At 45.9% G+C, this 16,544-nt stretch carries 15 protein-coding genes and 1 pseudogene; 7 read left to right on the top strand and 9 right to left on the bottom strand.

The window, feature by feature from the left end; all coding sequences use genetic code 11:
* Positions 1–56 precede the first annotated feature (56 nt).
* The 4 genes from ACES2C_RS12625 to ACES2C_RS12610 all read left to right on the top strand — a co-directional run bounded on the left by ACES2C_RS12625 (position 57) and on the right by ACES2C_RS12610 (position 3,790).
* Positions 57–1,313 (top strand): hypothetical protein, encoded by a 1,257-nt coding sequence (locus ACES2C_RS12625; protein ID WP_374163459.1) that lies wholly within the window; start codon positions 57–59, stop codon positions 1,311–1,313.
* A 67-nt stretch (positions 1,314–1,380) separates the two neighbouring features.
* Positions 1,381–2,160, top strand: a complete 780-nt coding sequence (locus tag ACES2C_RS12620) for an MBL fold metallo-hydrolase (protein ID WP_374163458.1) — start codon at positions 1,381–1,383, stop codon at positions 2,158–2,160.
* 90 nt (positions 2,161–2,250) lie between these two features.
* Positions 2,251–2,625 carry a co-chaperone GroES gene (locus ACES2C_RS12615; protein ID WP_374163457.1) on the top strand — a complete coding sequence of 125 codons (375 nt, stop codon included), beginning with the start codon at positions 2,251–2,253 and terminating at the stop codon, positions 2,623–2,625.
* 304 nt (positions 2,626–2,929) lie between these two features.
* Positions 2,930–3,790, top strand: a complete 861-nt coding sequence (locus ACES2C_RS12610) for an RNA polymerase sigma factor RpoD/SigA (protein WP_109415596.1) — start codon at positions 2,930–2,932, stop codon at positions 3,788–3,790.
* A gap of 57 nt (positions 3,791–3,847) precedes the next feature.
* Here ACES2C_RS12610 and ACES2C_RS12605 read toward each other — a convergent pair whose 3' ends face one another.
* Together ACES2C_RS12605 and ACES2C_RS12600 are read right to left on the bottom strand one after the other, a co-directional pair.
* Positions 3,848–4,837: a potassium channel beta subunit family protein gene (locus ACES2C_RS12605; protein WP_374163456.1), complete on the bottom strand. Its 990-nt coding sequence runs from the start codon at positions 4,835–4,837 to the stop codon at positions 3,848–3,850.
* Positions 4,838–4,873: 36 nt separating this feature from the next.
* Positions 4,874–5,425 (bottom strand): hypothetical protein, encoded by a 552-nt coding sequence (locus tag ACES2C_RS12600; RefSeq protein WP_374163455.1) that lies wholly within the window; start codon positions 5,423–5,425, stop codon positions 4,874–4,876.
* A 323-nt stretch (positions 5,426–5,748) separates the two neighbouring features.
* Here ACES2C_RS12600 and smc point away from each other — a divergent pair, with 323 nt between their 5' ends.
* Together smc and ACES2C_RS12590 are read left to right on the top strand one after the other, a co-directional pair.
* A complete protein-coding gene (gene smc, locus ACES2C_RS12595) occupies positions 5,749–9,300 on the top strand; it encodes a chromosome segregation protein SMC (protein WP_374163454.1) in 3,552 nt (1,183 codons plus the stop codon).
* 29 nt (positions 9,301–9,329) lie between these two features.
* The gene (locus ACES2C_RS12590) at positions 9,330–10,241 is read left to right on the top strand and encodes a M20/M25/M40 family metallo-hydrolase (RefSeq protein ID WP_374163453.1); all 912 of its coding nucleotides are present in this window, start codon (positions 9,330–9,332) and stop codon (positions 10,239–10,241) included.
* A 36-nt stretch (positions 10,242–10,277) separates the two neighbouring features.
* On the opposite strand, the gene ACES2C_RS12585 is transcribed toward ACES2C_RS12590, so the two are convergent.
* The 7 genes and pseudogenes from ACES2C_RS12585 to ACES2C_RS12555 all read right to left on the bottom strand — a co-directional run bounded on the left by ACES2C_RS12585 (position 10,278) and on the right by ACES2C_RS12555 (position 15,146).
* Positions 10,278–10,904 carry a S41 family peptidase gene (locus ACES2C_RS12585; protein WP_374163452.1) on the bottom strand — a complete coding sequence of 209 codons (627 nt, stop codon included), beginning with the start codon at positions 10,902–10,904 and terminating at the stop codon, positions 10,278–10,280.
* 11 nt (positions 10,905–10,915) lie between these two features.
* Complete coding sequence (locus ACES2C_RS12580; protein ID WP_374163451.1) at positions 10,916–11,872, bottom strand: S41 family peptidase; 957 nt, start codon at positions 11,870–11,872, stop codon at positions 10,916–10,918.
* Positions 11,873–11,960: 88 nt separating this feature from the next.
* Complete coding sequence (locus tag ACES2C_RS12575; RefSeq protein ID WP_374163450.1) at positions 11,961–12,818, bottom strand: S41 family peptidase; 858 nt, start codon at positions 12,816–12,818, stop codon at positions 11,961–11,963.
* Between the two features lie 35 nt (positions 12,819–12,853).
* Positions 12,854–13,384 (bottom strand): annotated as a pseudogene (locus ACES2C_RS12570) (PDZ domain-containing protein); the annotation flags it as partial.
* 31 nt (positions 13,385–13,415) lie between these two features.
* Positions 13,416–14,024: an HAD family hydrolase gene (locus tag ACES2C_RS12565; protein WP_374163449.1), complete on the bottom strand. Its 609-nt coding sequence runs from the start codon at positions 14,022–14,024 to the stop codon at positions 13,416–13,418.
* Positions 14,024–14,497, bottom strand: coding sequence for a hypothetical protein (locus tag ACES2C_RS12560; protein ID WP_374163448.1), 474 nt, complete (start codon positions 14,495–14,497; stop codon positions 14,024–14,026). The genes ACES2C_RS12565 and ACES2C_RS12560 overlap by 1 nt, the downstream gene beginning before the upstream one ends.
* On the bottom strand, positions 14,487–15,146 hold the full coding sequence (locus ACES2C_RS12555; protein ID WP_374163447.1) for an ABC transporter ATP-binding protein: 660 nt from the start codon (positions 15,144–15,146) through the stop codon (positions 14,487–14,489). Before ACES2C_RS12555 ends, ACES2C_RS12560 begins: the two co-directional genes overlap by 11 nt.
* Before the next feature lie 168 nt (positions 15,147–15,314).
* Between ACES2C_RS12555 and sucC the strand changes: the two genes are divergently transcribed.
* Complete coding sequence (gene sucC, locus ACES2C_RS12550; RefSeq protein WP_374163446.1) at positions 15,315–16,511, top strand: ADP-forming succinate--CoA ligase subunit beta; 1,197 nt, start codon at positions 15,315–15,317, stop codon at positions 16,509–16,511.
* Positions 16,512–16,544: the final 33 nt, after the last annotated feature.

The following is a 16,544-nucleotide window of genomic DNA, read 5'->3' as shown; positions in this document are numbered from 1 at the left end:
ACACAATACAAAAAGGGCAGGAATGCCCTTTTTGTATTCTAACCTGACCAGTCACCATGAAACAAACCCTTACCCTAATCCTTAGCTCCTTCCTTTACTTGATTGCATATCAGTCTTATGGCCAGAAAAAATTCTTAACAGGAGAGGTGACTTTCAAAAACGGCACAGTTCGGAAAGGTTTTATAAAATACGAAAACTGGAATATCAATCCGAGAAAGATAGAGTTTAAAGATTCGACAACAACCCCGGCAACAACATTAACGGCTGAACAGATCAATGCATTCACCATCACAACGGAGGAAATAAAGGAGAACTATCAGCTCTATGCCGTCAGGATTGACACATCGGATCAAACTCTTGAAAATATGTCGCAGACCATAAAACCGGAGCCAAAAGAACTCTCTCTGTTCCTCCAAAAACTAGTTTCGGGCAAGGTTTCTCTGTTCAACGCGAAGATCAGCTCCAGCCGAAACCACTATTTCACGATAAAGGACGGCCACCAGCCCGAAGAGCTATTGCACAAGCAATATAAGATCGGCTCGGCCATTGCAGAAAACTCATACTTCAGGGAGCAACTAATGTTCCTGCTCGACGATTGTCCTGTTATATCCGCCCTTAATATTAAAAAACTGAGGTATCTGGAGAAGGAGCTCGTAAATGTGATTAGCGAATACAACAGATGCATAAATGGAGAATCTCCGCAAGACTTCCGGAGAAAGGATTATAAGCTTGCACCGGTTTTCTCCGTATTCGTTGAACCATCATATAACAAGCTTTCCGTCAGCACCGATTCCTTTGATCTTCTGGCTCGTTTCAAGGGAAGTATTGGACTATCAGCCGGCCTTACCACCGAGTTCTTCATTCCCAGGTCTGACAAGCGAACATCTTTATTTATTGATCTGGGATACAAGAACTATAGATTCAAAGGAGACAATGAGCCCAGACATGTCTTTTCTTTTCGGGATGAGATTGAAACCCATTTTCATTACGGAATATTCAATATCGGAGTACGGAAGTACCTCGGCGGCCGCGTGATAAAACCATTCGCAGATTTGAAATTCAGCAACGCCTTTCTCCTGGCAAACGACAGATTGGTCAGACGATACCGGCAGGACACAGGCGGGCAGCAAAGTACTTTTTCTTATTTTCAGCACATACGGAAACACGAACAAGGCGGGCAGTTAACTATAGGCGGAGAGGTCGGCAAAGTCGACATTGGAGCCACATTCGGAATTTCAAACGGCTTTTCTGGTTACATGAGCACAAAAACCACAATTCACCGGACGGGGCTGTCTCTGCGGTATAAATTCTAGTCGCTGACTTGCTGTCTTTGCTATCGCAGGGCTTTGCCCCCTTTAAACTTTCATTATACTTGCAGGGATGAACTTGTATTCTATAGACACTGGTCTCTTCAAGCTCGATGGAGGAGCCATGTTTGGTGTTGTTCCAAAGACAATCTGGAATAAAACGAACCCGGCAGATGAGAATAATTTGTGCACCCTTGCCATGCGCTGTCTGCTGGTAGAACACGAAAACAGACTGGTGCTCATCGACACGGGCATTGGAAATAAACAAAGCGAAAAGTTCTTCAGCTATTATCACCTGCATGGCGACGGCTCGCTCGACAAGTCCTTAGCAGACCATGGGTTTCATAAAGATGACATAACAGACGTATTCTTAACCCATCTTCACCTCGATCATGCAGGAGGGGCAGTAATAAAGGAACAAGAGCAGCTGGTACCGGCTTTCCGGAACGCTGTATACTGGACAAACTCCCGGCACTGGCACACTGCTACGCATCCCAACGAGCGGGAGAAGGCGTCCTTCCTGCCAGAGAACATCATGCCTCTCGCAGAAAGCGACCGGCTAAGGTTCATTGACGCCCCCACCTCCACTTTTGGCAATTTGTTCACCCTCAGGTATAGCAGCGGCCATACAGAGGCGATGATGCTGCCAGAACTGCGGTACAAAGGCCACACTGTTGTCTTTGTGGCAGATTTACTGCCAACCATCAGTCATGTTCCCATTCCCTACGTCGCAAGTTACGATACCCTCCCGCTCTTATCGATGACAGAAAAACGGGACTTTCTCAATGAGGCAGAGGAAAATAAGTTCATTCTTTTTTTGAGCACGATCCTTCACATGAATGCGCAACACTGAAAAGAACAGACAAGGGCATACGAATTGATACAACGTTTTCACTTTCAGATATAGCGTAAGCGAAATATAGAAGTACCAGGTTCGATTAATATGCAGATCACACCGGATAACAAGTTAAAAAAACTGATTGTAGTAGGCGACAGACTTCTCATCAAGCCTTTGAAGCCTGAAGAGAAAACAGCAACAGGGCTTTTCTTGCCTCCAGGCGTAGAAGAAAAAGAGAAGGTCAGGCAAGGCTACGTCATTAAAGCGGGGCCTGGATATCCCATTCCCCTGATAGCCGATGAAGACGATGTGTGGAAAGGAAGGGACGAACAGGTTAAATATATTCCCCTGCAAGCTAAGGAAGGAGATCTTGCGATATTTCTTCAAAACGCTTCAACGGAAGTACTTTATCAGAAAGAGAAGTACTTTATAGTCCCACAGAGCGCAATTCTGATGCTTGAGCGCGAGGAAGAACTCTAACTTACCCTGGAAATATTTACCTCTTTAAAACAAAGAGAACGCGGGTCGGTTTACTGTCAACGTAACCTTAAGTCGATGAAAAAGGTCGTCCTTTTGCCTAACTAATTAAATCTATACTATGAAAAACAGGGAAGCCAATATGAGCAGAAACGCGTCAGATGGAATGATTTTTGCAGAAAAAAGGTGAAAAACAAAATTAATTATTATTCTTAATTAAGAAGCAACTTTTTCGTTAAAAAATCGTTTAAGAAGCAAAAGTTCTTAACTTTGCACACGCTTTTTAGAAAGGGGTATCGTATTTTAAATGAGACAACTCAAAATAACACAATCGATTACCAATCGCGAGTCTCAGTCACTCGATAAGTATCTTCACGAGATTGGTAAGGTAGATTTGATTACTGCTGAAGAAGAAGTGATTCTGGCGCAGAAGATTCGCGAAGGGGATCAGGCTGCTCTTGAGCGCTTAACAAAGACCAACTTACGTTTCGTAGTATCAGTAGCAAAACAGTATCAAAATCAAGGTCTGACTTTAGGTGACCTGATCAATGAAGGAAATCTTGGCCTGATTAAGGCAGCAAAACGTTTTGACGAAACGAAGGGGTTTAAGTTTATTTCTTACGCAGTCTGGTGGATCCGTCAGTCTATCTTGCAGGCAATTGCTGAACAATCACGTATTGTTCGCCTGCCGCTCAACCAGGTCGGTTCTCTCAGCAAGATCAGCAAGGCATTCTCCAAACTCGAACAGGAGTACGAACGCGAACCGTCTCCTGAAGAACTTGCGGATATTCTTGAAACTACTGTTGATAAGATCTCTGACACCCTGAGCAATTCAGGACGGCATGTGTCCATGGACGCTCCATTTGTACAGGGAGAAGAAAACACCCTGCTGGATGTATTAGAGAACGATGATCCAAATACCGACAGTAACCTGATTAACGAGTCACTGTCAGAAGAAATCAAACGGTCTTTACAGACTCTTACCGAACGAGAGCGCGAGATCATCGTGCTGTTCTTCGGATTGGGCACCAATCATCCGCTATCGTTAGAAGAGATTGGTGAGAAATTTAATCTGACACGTGAACGTGTTCGACAGATCAAAGACAAAGCGCTTCAGCGCCTTCGTCATACCTCCAGAAGCAAGATACTCAAATCTTACTTAGGCTAAAACAAAAAAGGCTTTCTCGAAACAGAAAGCCTTTTTTGTTTTAGTGCAGGCTCCGTTCTAGGGCTGATAAGTCGGAATAAAAGGCTTATTTTTCAATACACCATCCAAACGGTTCATAATATCTTCCGTTAATAGGGGCACCACATCCAGCGCGGTCAGGTTTTCCAGCAACTGGTAAGGTTTTGAGGCCCCCAGGATCACGGTGCTCACATTCGGATTCCTTAAGCACCATGCCACGGCAAGCCTCGGCATACTCACTCCGAGCTCGTCGGCAATCTCCTTCACCTTCCTGGCAGCTTCCAGTTTTTCCTGAGCCAGGGTACGGTTCTTCAGCCAGTCCAGTCCTTCCATGTGCAGTCTGGTGTCTCCCGGATCCGAGTCATTATATTTCCCGCTGAGAACCCCTGAATGCAAGGGCGACCATACAGTTGTGCCAAGTCCGTGCTCCCGGAAAAGCAGCAGGTAGTCCTTCTCAATCTTAGTACGTTCCAACATGTTGTACTGAGGCTGTTCCATAGTAGGCCCAATCAAATGATAGTCCCTTGCCACCCGGATTGCTTCCATAATCTCGGCTGCAGTCCATTCCGACGTTCCCCAGTATAAGATTTTCCCTTGTTGCAGCAAGGTATTCATCGCCCATACTGTCTCCTCAATAGGCGTATTAATATCAGGCCTGTGACAGAAATAGAGATCCAGATAATCCAGTTGAAATCTCCTCAGTGCCGCGTTACACGCTTCGATAACATGCTTCCTCGAAAGGCCTGTACGATTAGGTCCTTTGGCTTCAGCACCAAAGAACACTTTACTTGATACAATATATGATTCCCGGTCCCAGCCCTTACTCTTAAGTATACGGCCCATCACTTCTTCCGACTTACCACCCGCGTAACCTTCTGCATTATCGAAAAAGTTGATGCCCTTTTCATAAGCGATAGACATCAGCTCATCGGCAACATCATCAGGAATCTGATTTCCAAAAGTAAGCCAGCTTCCGAGCGACAAGGCGCTCACCTGTAAACCTGACTTTCCTAACCTTCTGTATTCCATTTTATTAAAAAACAATAATTATATATCTAAATAAGATTAATATTCAGGCCGGTTCAGTATGGCCTGACTGATAATAGCTTGCTCCATATCGAAATCAGCGTCGGTGCCTTCATCCTCACTGCCCTGTTTTCTTGCACCATGCACGTGCCGACTATGAATAGCACGACCTTTAAGCGTTTCGTCTGACCAATCTTCGAGGTGCGTTACCTCAACTCGTTGAGGCGTTACCTTGCGCTCAGAAACCACCCGTTCCTTTGTCTCGGGGGATTTGTAAAGCGGCTCGCGATAATTTCGCTCATATACGGGCTCATACGGTCTTTGAGGATCATAATACTCCTGCACCAGAGCCCGCTCTGATTCGTTTCTTTGAGCAGGAACTGCCACTGGTCCCCTCTCCTGCAGCACCATAGGCTTTGAAGGGGGAACTGCTACATTCTTTCCTTTTACTGACTCTGAACCGCTCGCTCCGCCCCCTGCCGGAAGTGTCGGGTTTCTGTTACGGGCTTTCTCCTGTTCTTTCCTGAAATTGTTGTAAAACTGAAGCATTACTAATCCCAGACCGATTATAAAAGGCAAATATTCCTGCATCCTTTAAAATTAAGACTTTCCTCCTAAACGTGTCCAAATATTAAAAAATTAACGGGGATAAAGGACACGCAAATAATAAAATCGAACACCGCCACTCAGCAGAAAAGGAAGTCGCCCAAAACAGGTGTGCCCTCTGAAGGCTGGCTCTATGACATGTGCTTCGTAAAAGTCCTCCAAATTTGCTTAATTTGCAAGGTTTAACAGGTTCCGTATAGAAACCTGCTAAGGATTCGTTTGACACTTTCATTACTACTTGTGGACGTTCATGCCGCAGGCTTTAAGTAGGATAGTGTACCTGCTAAAGAGAAAAGAGAATATAAGGGATGCAATTAACGAGGCTGGAGATTAAAGGCTTTAAGAGCTTTGGTGATAAAATTACAATCAATTTCAACGAAGGGGTCACAGCGATAGCCGGACCGAACGGCTGCGGCAAATCAAATGTGGTGGATGCCATCCGGTGGGTACTGGGAGAACAAAGCACTAAAATGCTCAGATCCGAAAAGATGGAAAACATCATCTTCAACGGCACCAAAACGCGTAAGCCTTCGCAGCTGGCAGAAGTGTCTCTGACGTTCGACAATACGAAAAACATTTTACCTACTGAGTTCGCTCAGGTCACCGTGACCCGGAAGCTATACCGGAGCGGGGAAAGTGAGTACCGGCTGAACGACGTACAATGTCGTTTAAAAGACATTACCGACCTCTTCCTCGACACAGGAATCGGCACTGATTCCTATTCGATCATCGAACTTAAAATGATCGACGAGTTGATTGCCAACAAGGAAGGGTCACGCCGGACGCTCTTTGAGGAGTCGTCGGGCATTTCCAAATATAAGCTCAGAAAGAAACAAACCTTTAACAAGCTAAAAGATACCGAAGCCGACTTAAGCCGGGTGGAAGACCTGCTCTTTGAGATCGAGAAGAACCTTAAAACCCTCGAAAATCAGGCAAAAAAAGCCGAGCGCTATTACAGACTGAAAGAACAGTATCAGACACTCAGTGTTAAGCTTGCCGCTTTCCGTATCGCCGGGTTCCGTGATTCCCTTGAAAGACTAGATGAACAGGAACAACGACAAGCTGGAGAGAAAGAGATAATAACTGCAGAGATCGACAGCCTGGAGGCAGCTTTGCGACAGCTCAAAAGCGACATCATTACCCAGGAAAAAAACCTTGCAGCACAGCAAAAAGCGGCGAATGAGTTTACAGCAAGCATCAGGGCTTACGAAAGCGAGAAAAAGATCAAAAATGAGCAGCTTCGCTTCCTGCAGGAAAAGGAGAAAAGGCTAAACGACGAGCTTGATAAAGACAAAGGACAGCTCAATCATATTCTCTACACTGTTAAGCGACTGAACGAAGATCATCTTCTTGAAAGCGAAAATCTTAACGCTCTCGGCGCAGCGCTCAACGAGCAAAAAGCCGAGCTTGATGAACTACGATTGCAGCAGCAATCAACGAAGACAGGTCTCGACGGCTTTGTTAAACAAAACAATGAGCTTCAGAACCAGGTCTATAAAGCAGAAAAAGACCTGACCGTTCTAAACATCCAAAAAGACGCCCTGATCCAGGAAAGCCATCGTAACCTGGCAGATACAGAATCAAAAGAGATGGAGCTGGGTGAGTTTAACAAAGCAATAGCCGGACTGGAAAGCCAGGTGAAGATCAGGCGTGAAGAACATGAGGCAGCACAGTTATTTGAGGACGATCTCGAACTGCAAATCAGGGCTACAGAAGAGCTCCTTTCCCGGCACAAGGAACAAATCGCGTCAGAAAGCCGGAAACTGGATGCCAAACAAAACGAATACAATCTCACCAAGTCGCTGGTTGATAATCTCGAAGGCTTTCCCGAGTCTATCCGGTTCCTGAAGAAGAATGCTGGATGGGCTAAGCAGGCTCCTCTCCTCTCCGACATCCTTTTTTGTAAAGAAGAGTACCGGGTGGCGGTTGAAAATTATTTAGAACCGGTCATGAATCACTACGTCGTCGAAACTAAAGCCGACGCAGTCCATGCTATACGCCTTCTCAGTGATTCATCCAAGGGGCGCGCCAACTTCTTCATTCTGGAAGCGATCGACATTCTCCCCGAGCCTGCCTCACTGGAGATGGTAGCAAGCAACCTGATCCCTGCTCTCAGCATCGTCGATGTAGACGCCAAATACGCGCGGCTCTGCAGACAACTCCTGAGGAATGTATTCATCCTTACCTCGGGAGAGGACGAAGAAATGGATAAAAGCCTTCCGGAAAAAGGCGCGGTGATCCTCGGAGGGAGCGGCAAGTTTACCAAAAGTCGCATTACCATGACAGGGGGCTCAGTCGGTCTCTTTGAAGGGAAAAGGATTGGCCGCGCAAAGAACCTCGAGGTTCTGGCGAAAGAGATCCGCGCCATCGATGCCACAATCAACAGCTTAAAAGGGGCAGTGGAGCAGGAGATCCAGAAAGTGACAAATCTTAAGGCAACCTCGAGGAAAGAGGAATTGCGAACGCTTCAGCAGGATGTCAACCGATTGAACAACGAGTTGATCTCGCTGCAGGCAAGGAAGGAACAATACGTCTCTTTTATCCAAAACAGCCAGAACAGAAAACACGATATCGAACAAAAGATAATAGCACTTAACGAAGAGTTATTAAAGGCCGAGCCCGAACTTAGCCTCCTCCGAGATAAGAAACAACAGCTGAGTAACGAGTTGACCGAAAGGCAGCAGGCTTACAACGAGCTCACCGAACTGGTTACCGAACGTTCAGGCATCTGGAATCAGGAAAACATTCGCTTTCATCAGCAGCAGAACAAGGTTGCCGGCATAGAAAAAGATCTGGAGTACCGCGAAAACCAGCAGCAATCTCTCGAAAAGCGAATAGAAGACAACGCTAAAGAGCTGGAGAAAACCCGCCTTGAAATGAGCGATGCCCTTCAGCATGTGGATCACTCCGATGAAGACCTTGCCGCCATGTACACCCAGAAAGAGGAATTTGAGACCGGCGTCCGGGATGCGGAACAGCAGTACTACAAGGCGAGAGGACTCATCACTGATAATGAAAACCGGATAACAGACCTGCGGAAGAAGAAGGAGCAAGGCGATGTGATCACCAATGAGATCAAAGACAGAAAGACGAGCCTTAAACTGGAGCTGAATGCGCTGAAAGAACGGCTTGCAGTTGAGTTCTCAATTGACATCGCTGAACTGCTTGAAGCAGAAATACCTGAAGACGAAAACGAAGCAGACCTTAAAGAAAAGACGGGAAAGCTGAAAAAGCAGCTCGACGACTTTGGGGCGATCAATTCCACGGCCATGGAAGCGTTCAAAGAGATGAACGAGCGCTATACTTTCATACTCGGCCAGAAAAAGGATTTGCTGGAGGCAAAAGCATCACTCATGCAAACAATAAAAGAGATTGACGACAGCGCAAAGAGTAAGTTTATGGACTCCTTCCATAAGGTACGCGAAAACTTCATCCGGGTGTTCCGTTCACTCTTTAACGAGGAAGACAGCTGTGATCTGGTCCTCTCTGATCCGGAAAATCCTCTTGAGTCAGACATCGACATTATTGCGCGGCCGAAGGGCAAGCGCCCTCTTTCAATCAACCAGCTCTCCGGCGGTGAAAAAACGCTTACAGCAACGGCTCTGCTGTTCTCGCTATACCTCCTTAAGCCCGCTCCTTTTTGCATCTTTGACGAGGTAGATGCGCCTCTGGATGATACAAACATTGATAAGTTCAACAATATTATCAGAAAGTTTTCGGCCGACTCCCAGTTTATCGTTGTGTCGCACAACAAGCGAACAATTGCCAGCACTGATGTCGTGTACGGCGTCACCATGGTAGAGCAGGGGATATCAAGAGTGGTTGCAGTCGATCTGAGGGAATACCCGGTTGCATCATAATGCCGGGCGGACTGCGTTATAGCTAAAGCATGAACAGAAAATACATCTATCTTTTGGCGGCATTGATGACCCTGGGCGCATTCTCCTGTGATGCCCAGACACCACTTCTGCAACACATTCGCGAGTTATCGTCCGACAAATATCAGGGACGGAAGACGGGGACCCAGGGCAGCAGAATGGCCGCCGACTATATCGTCAGGCAATTTAAAGCTCTCGGCCTGAAATCGTTTAACGGCAGTTACAAACACCCGTTCTCTTTTAAAGCTGGAAAAACAACGGTTACAGGAGCCAACCTGATCGCCTTCTTGCCGGGCAAGAAACAAAAAGCTATCGTGATTTCAGCCCATTACGACCATCTGGGCGTAAAGAACGGAAAGATCTATAACGGAGCTGACGATGACGCCTCGGGTGTAGGAGGAATATTGGAAATAGCCGCTTACTTTGCTAAGCACAAGCCCGAACATACGTTGATCTTTGTCGCCTTTGACGCGGAAGAGATGGGATTGCAGGGCGCCAAAGCTTTCGTCTCAAGGTCTCCGGTTCCTTTATCCCGTATCAGGCTTAATATCAACCTTGACATGGTTAGCCATAACGACAAAGGCGAGCTCTACGTATCAGGAACTCGTCATTACCCCAAATTAGAGCAGTATCTAGCTGTTAAAATTCGCGGAATAAAGCTCATGACCGGGCACGACGACCGCGAACAGGAAAAAGACGACTGGACGTTTCAGGGCGACCACGGTGCCTTTCACGAGGAAGGAATTCCTTTTTTGTACTTCGGGGTGGAGGACCATAAAGACTATCATCAGCCGACAGACGACTTTGAAAATATCAATGCGACGTTTTATGTCAAAGCGGTAAATGCCATTCTAAATGTAGTTCAAAATTATGATACAGGGACTACAATCAAAGAGATATTCAAAAGCAAAAAGGTCATGTAAGAGCAGATTTTCATTCAGACCTGCTCTTAATTCGTCTTACTTTCTATCCTCAACCATGCCCTTGAACTCTTTATTTGTAGTTGAGAAGCCAATTACTCTTGTACTACTTTGAGACCCGGTCCGTGCGACAGAAGCTGTCTTTGCTATAGCAGAAGTGAAGCTGCCCCCTACAAGATAATTGTACGCGCTAGCAAGGAGGTCCTCCCGGAGGTCTCCAAAATCTCGTATCCCCTGATCTTCGACCGTATAATCTGGACTCATTCCCTTAAAATAACCGCCCTCGTCTTTAGCGTTCTTCGATTCAAACATACTATAATATACCTCGTATTTCCCGATTCGAATCGGGAAAAAGCCAACAGGCTTTCCATACGTTTGCTCACCGACTAATTTAACGTCGACATGGGCCTTTAGACTATTAATAAGAAGTTCACTGGCTGACGCAGTATTGCCGCTTACAAGAAAGACGATCCTTTCGACGCTGTTTAGATTGCCCCTTTTTGCGAAGTTGAATGTATTCGCATCAACTGAATAGTCTTCATCAGCGTACGTTCTGACACGACCGTTGGTATACCTTACGTTCCCATAAGCGTCAAGCGAGGGCTGCTTCTTTAATAAAGTTGCCTTTCCGTCCTGAAGCAACTTGTTGAAGAATTCTTTATACATTATCTTCCCGTTTAACGTGGCGGGTGCGATAAGGTCGGCCAAATACTCTGAAGTACTGACATATCCCCCCCATTATATCGAAGATCGACAATCAAATCGGTAACAGCAGTAGCAGAAAACCTAGAGAACGCCTTGTCGAGGACTGATTGCGCATTTGACAGGTTTGAGAACCGCGCAAATGCGATATACCCGATCTTTTTCTGACCCGCAGTATAAACAGAATCACAGTAAACAGGATTGCTCTTATAACTTGCTCTTGAAAGTGTAGTCGTATGAGCTGCTCCAGAACCTCTCTTGTACGTTAAGGTGACGGTCTGCTGGTTACCAAGCAAATTAGTATTAATATAATCGGCATCGCCCGAAGTATAGTTGCTACCAAATTGTCTGTTGTTAATCCCAGTAATAACATCCCCTCTCTTAATCCCTGCGAGATCGGCAGGCGACCCCTTTGATACAGTTAATATTCTAACCTGGTAAAGAGTATTATTCCCATAAAGTCCAACCCAAACCCCAAAGTCATATCCGTTCCCTTCTAAATCAACAGAACTTTTACGAGCGGGCAGATAGGCTATCGGGTTTGTATCGTCTGTATCAAAAATATAACTATACTTTGTGTCTGTCGGGTCTGACGGCTTATATTCGTAGTTGTCCCTCGCATACCGGGTTATTTCAAAAAGTTCCTTACTCAAACCCGCTTCTTCATCCACACTTACATATTTTCTGGGATTAAACACCTCGTAGGTGGGCAAATCACTATTCCACAGATACACCTCTTTGGCGTAAAGGAATAAGGAGTCAGCCAAAAGTTCCGCCTTCGTGGCTATCGTTCCCTGCCCCGGCGGAAGCTCAGGCTCCGCTGGACTCTCATTTTTTTTGTCCTTCTTACAACCACCAAAAACTATTAAAAAACAAAATGCAACTGCAACTAAAAGTCTGCTTTTCCCAACTACAATATTACTCAATTTCATATCTCTGAAATTAACCTGATCATCATCTCACTACTTTGCCCATTCACCAATCGCCGAAAACATTAGCGCAGTCTTCTTGTGCCTTTTCCTATCTCGGAACCCGCAGCCCTTTGTCTAGCATGTACATATTTTTGTTCCCCCGCCGGTCCAGAAAGATATTATAAATACCTGCTGCCGCAGGGCCGGTTCTGCTCCTGCCGGCCACAGCGGCCGCCTCATTCTTAAACGTCCCGTATTGAACATGAAAAAGGGCCTGCGCAAGACACGATTCCCTTTCATCTCCCCAATCTCTCGTCAGATCTTCGGCTTGCACCTTATCGGTCCTTAAACCTCCGTAATACTCTCCCTCACCTTTACTGTTTAAAGTTTCAAACGACACAGCATACAAATCTGTATTAAGAATGGAGATCGGAAAAAAACCTACGGGCTTTCCATATGTAAAGTCACTCCCTATAAGAATTACATCTATGTATGGTTTCAAATTGTTGATAAGAAGCTCGCTTGCCGAGGCCGTGCTCTTAGTCACAATAAAATATACTTTTACCGGATAATAAGTTCCATTTGTCTTATTTACCATCACAGTTTGGAATGCTTTTTTCCAGCTTTCATCCTTGCGTGTATAAGAAGTAAGAGTGGGATTTAACCGGTATGAATACATTATCTTTCCGTTGTTACCTGAAGGCACTAAAAGGTTTGTCAGATACTCTGCAGCCGAGACGGATCCACCTCCGTTATAGCGTAAGTCGACTATTAATTCTGATACACCCTCCTCCTGAAAGTAGCGAAACACTTCGTCAATTTTTGTCTTTGCTGTGGTCGGCGTCTGCTCCTTATACGGAGCAACAAAACTATTATAAGCAAAGTAACCCACCTTCCTGCCCGCCTTTTCGAAAACACGCGTGCAAAGAACAGGGTTGATTGCATACCGACTCTTGTCAAGCCGCATTTCCAATTGTGCTCCGTCTCCCCCTGAAATGTAAGTGAAATATGGTCCGCAGCTAAAGCCTGGAAAAGGAAACGGTAATCGTTAACCTTCAAAAGGTCGGCTCCTATATTCGCATTACCGTTAATCTTCACGATCCTCCATCCTCTTCTGATACCAGCTTTCCATGCCGGGGATCCCTCATAAACATACTTTATCCTTAAGTCTGTTCCGTTTTGATATCGCACATCAAATCCAAAATCTGTCTGAACTCCATCCTCAATTTCTTCAGATACAGCCCCTGCCCGATCCAGAAAACTATACCGGTCGACTGCCTTTCCGTTCTCATCTCTTTTGCACGCCTTTAGTGCCTCCAGAACATCCTCCGCCGCGCTATAGCTTCTCGCATGGAAATTGGCTGGCAAAACCTCTTGCCAGAGATATACCTCTTTTGTGTACAAATACACTGAGTCCTTCAGCAATGCTTCCTTGTCAGCTTCTGTCCTGTCCTTCTTACACGCAGAAAAGACCAGCACAGACACAAAAAAAAGCGGGCCTAGCCGCCTTAAGCTACCGTATAAATAACTCATACCGTGAATGATGACCAAAGGGGAAGTTACCTTATTTATAAGCTTTTACAAAATCTATTCCTGCGTTGGCGGCGAAAACAGCATCCAGACGGTCAGACCCTGTTATCAACACCTCTTCTGCTACCAAGTGATGTATTTCCAGGATATGCATTAGTACGTCGGGAGCTGGTTTTGGTTTCAATTCATCTGCAAAATAAACCCGCAGGTATTTCTCCAGCCCATTCCATTCGGTCTGCCTGATCTTATTCAATTGCTGAATGGGATCCCCTCCGGTAACAATAATGATTTCCTTACGGTCTATTACAATCTCCTGCAACAGCTTAAGTGCGTGGTCGAACAGCAGGAGTTTCAAGGGTAGCCTCGCCTGCTGATGTAGGCGACGGAAGTTCTCCCGGTATTTCTGATGAATGCCAAAAGCCTCAGCGGCTTTATCAAAAATTAATTTCGGCCCTGCGTGTTCGTAGGCCTTACTAAAAAAACTGACTAATTCTGCTGCTGGCGGATAGGCCTCTGTATATTCGAGAAAGCTCGCAAAAAGATAATAGACCTGTAAAAGGTAGTCCTTCTCAGGATACAGAACATTGTCTAGCTCAAAGATGAATGCCTTTTTTGAGGAATCTAGTTCGGCGTAAGTTAACATTAGCTGACTGAAAAAATTGAAAAATTGCCGGAATCGTCAGGACTGGACAAAAAAACACCGCGATCCGCATCGAGAGGGACTTCACCAATATGAAAACCGTTTGCTTTTACACCGATCGAGCCAGGTTTAGTTCTGAACGGCAATCTCTTTACAATTTTTGCTGATGGAACAACCACCTCAATACCATATTCGGTAAAAAGCGTTCTTGCTTCAGAAAGCGCTATTATTTCCTCTCTTCTAAGCAGGAAGACATGCGTAATCTCGTAGTCAAGGCAAGTGGTCAGCAGCTCATGAGCAAAGGAAACGGCGCTCCCTTTCTGTATCGTTAGAAACTTTTTATTCTTGAACATAAAGCCCGGAAGCTCCCCTGAATCGGCAAAACAAGTATCGACCCCCTCCCCAAGTATTCTTTCCAGCTGATAGGCCTGCGCTGTTGCTGCTGCGGTAATAAGAACCTTCACTTTAATTTCCACTTATAATAAGTCCGTCTTTCATGATCACTTTCCTGTCGGCCATTTCTGCCAGATGCTCGTTATGCGTCACAATAATAAAGGTCTGAGCAAACTGTTCGCGCAGTTCGAGGAACAAAGAATGAAGGCTCCTTGCATTCTCAGAGTCGAGATTGCCCGAAGGCTCATCGGCCATTACCACCGCCGGACGGTTCACAAAAGCCCTTGCTACGGCAACTCTCTGCTGCTCCCCTCCTGACAAAGCCGAAGGCTTATGGTCCGCTCGATGTCCCAGACCAAGCATATCGAGAAGTTCGCGGCCTCGTAACTCTGCTTCTTTCTTCCCCTTCCCGGCTATAAAGGCAGGGATACATACATTCTCCAGAGCTGTAAACTCAGGAAGCAGGTGATGGAACTGAAAGATGAAGCCTATCTTTTCATTCCGGAAAGCACTCAGCTTCGTCTGCGACAGCCCGGAGACATTCACACCACCAAGAACCACCTCACCGCGGTCCTGCCGGTCTAATGTTCCCAGGATATGGAGCAAGGTACTCTTGCCCGCACCCGATGCACCTAAAATTGTTACAATCTCTCCTTTCTTCACTTCCAGGTCAACCCCTTTCAGTATTTCAAGCTTTCCATAAGCCTTATGTATGTCTCTTGCCTGCAGCATGGAGCGAAAATACTCATTTTACGTACACTTTCCGACTTCAACTGCCAGGAAGATTCGTATGAGGCATTTCGGAATTGTCAAAATTCTGCCTTATTAACGAAAGCTGGCAGCTGATAGCCCTCCAATAAAAAAAAACTGTTAGCTTTACCCTCTGCAAACTATCAAAACATGAATATTCACGAATACCAAGGCAAAGCCATTCTCAAAAGCTTCGGTGTTCGGGTACAGGAAGGCATCGTTGCTGACACCCCCGAACAGGCTGTAGAAGCGGCAAAAAAGCTTAAAGAAGATTTCAACTCTGACTGGGTGGTTGTAAAAGCCCAAATTCATGCCGGGGGCCGTGGCAAAGGCGGGGGTGTAAAACTCGCCAAAAACCTCGATGAAGTAAAGGAAAAAGCTGAACAGATTATCGGCATGCAGCTGATAACGCCTCAGACAGGCCCCGAAGGGAAAAAAGTCAACAAGGTGTTAATCGCGCAGGACGTGTACTACCCCGGGGAATCAGAACCGAAGGAATTTTACATGAGCGTTTTGCTTGACCGCGCTAAAGGCCGCAATATTATCATGTATTCTACCGAAGGCGGAATGGACATTGAGCATGTTGCCGAAACCACTCCCCATCTGATCTTTAAGGAAGAGATCGACCCTAAAGCAGGTCTTCGTCCTTTCCAGGCTAACCGCGTAGCATTCAACCTCGGATTAAGCGGAGAAGCATTTAAAGATATGACGAAGTTCGTAGCAGCTCTTTACAAAGCCTACGAAGCAACAGACTCTTCTCTTTTTGAAATCAACCCTGTCCTCAAAACGTCCGACAACAAGATCCTCGCAGTGGATGCAAAGGTGAACCTGGATGATAATGGCCTTTTCCGACATAAAGATTTCGCGGAATTACGCGACATCACCGAAGAGGATCCAACGGAAGTGGAAGCAAGTAAGTCGAACCTGAACTATGTGAAGCTCGACGGGAACGTTGGCTGCATGGTGAACGGTGCGGGACTCGCGATGGCTACCATGGATATCATCAAACTGGCGGGCGGTGAGCCGGCCAACTTCCTCGACGTAGGTGGTACCGCTAATGCACAGACAGTAAAGGCCGCGTTTAATATCATCCTTCAGGACCCGAACGTAAAGGCCATCCTGATCAACATCTTTGGAGGGATTGTTCGCTGTGACCGTGTGGCGCAGGGTGTGATCGATGCATACAAGGAACTCGGAAATATCCAGGTCCCTATCATCGTACGCCTCCAGGGAACGAACGCAGAAGAAGCCAAGAAACTGATCGACGAATCAGGACTTAAGGTTTATTCTGCTATCCTTCTTAAGGAAGCTGCAGAACTTGTTACAAAGGTTCTTGGAAAAAAGTAATACCGCGACATGTAGAAGTAGGTTATTTACATG

Source organism: Arcticibacter sp. MXS-1, assembly GCF_041902385.1.
In the GTDB taxonomy this organism is placed as follows: domain Bacteria; phylum Bacteroidota; class Bacteroidia; order Sphingobacteriales; family Sphingobacteriaceae; genus Arcticibacter.
This window is presented reverse-complemented; position numbering and strand designations above follow the sequence as displayed.

Excerpts from the sequence above, each read along its gene's own strand:
- ACES2C_RS12625 (WP_374163459.1), top strand. The coding sequence starts at position 57 with ATGAAACAAACCCTTACCCTAATCCTTAGCTCCTTCCTTTACTTGATT.
- ACES2C_RS12580 (WP_374163451.1), bottom strand. The coding sequence starts at position 11,872 with ATGAAATTGAGTAATATTGTAGTTGGGAAAAGCAGACTTTTAGTTGCA.
- ACES2C_RS12600 (WP_374163455.1), bottom strand. The coding sequence starts at position 5,425 with ATGCAGGAATATTTGCCTTTTATAATCGGTCTGGGATTAGTAATGCTT.
- ACES2C_RS12575 (WP_374163450.1), bottom strand. The coding sequence starts at position 12,818 with ATGCGGCTTGACAAGAGTCGGTATGCAATCAACCCTGTTCTTTGCACG.
- ACES2C_RS12555 (WP_374163447.1), bottom strand. The coding sequence starts at position 15,146 with ATGCTGCAGGCAAGAGACATACATAAGGCTTATGGAAAGCTTGAAATA.
- ACES2C_RS12565 (WP_374163449.1), bottom strand. The coding sequence starts at position 14,024 with ATGTTAACTTACGCCGAACTAGATTCCTCAAAAAAGGCATTCATCTTT.
- ACES2C_RS12610 (WP_109415596.1), top strand. The coding sequence starts at position 2,930 with ATGAGACAACTCAAAATAACACAATCGATTACCAATCGCGAGTCTCAG.
- ACES2C_RS12615 (WP_374163457.1), top strand. The coding sequence starts at position 2,251 with ATGCAGATCACACCGGATAACAAGTTAAAAAAACTGATTGTAGTAGGC.
- ACES2C_RS12585 (WP_374163452.1), bottom strand. The coding sequence starts at position 10,904 with ATGTATAAAGAATTCTTCAACAAGTTGCTTCAGGACGGAAAGGCAACT.
- ACES2C_RS12605 (WP_374163456.1), bottom strand. The coding sequence starts at position 4,837 with ATGGAATACAGAAGGTTAGGAAAGTCAGGTTTACAGGTGAGCGCCTTG.
- smc (WP_374163454.1), top strand. The coding sequence starts at position 5,749 with ATGCAATTAACGAGGCTGGAGATTAAAGGCTTTAAGAGCTTTGGTGAT.
- ACES2C_RS12620 (WP_374163458.1), top strand. The coding sequence starts at position 1,381 with ATGAACTTGTATTCTATAGACACTGGTCTCTTCAAGCTCGATGGAGGA.
- sucC (WP_374163446.1), top strand. The coding sequence starts at position 15,315 with ATGAATATTCACGAATACCAAGGCAAAGCCATTCTCAAAAGCTTCGGT.
- ACES2C_RS12590 (WP_374163453.1), top strand. The coding sequence starts at position 9,330 with ATGAACAGAAAATACATCTATCTTTTGGCGGCATTGATGACCCTGGGC.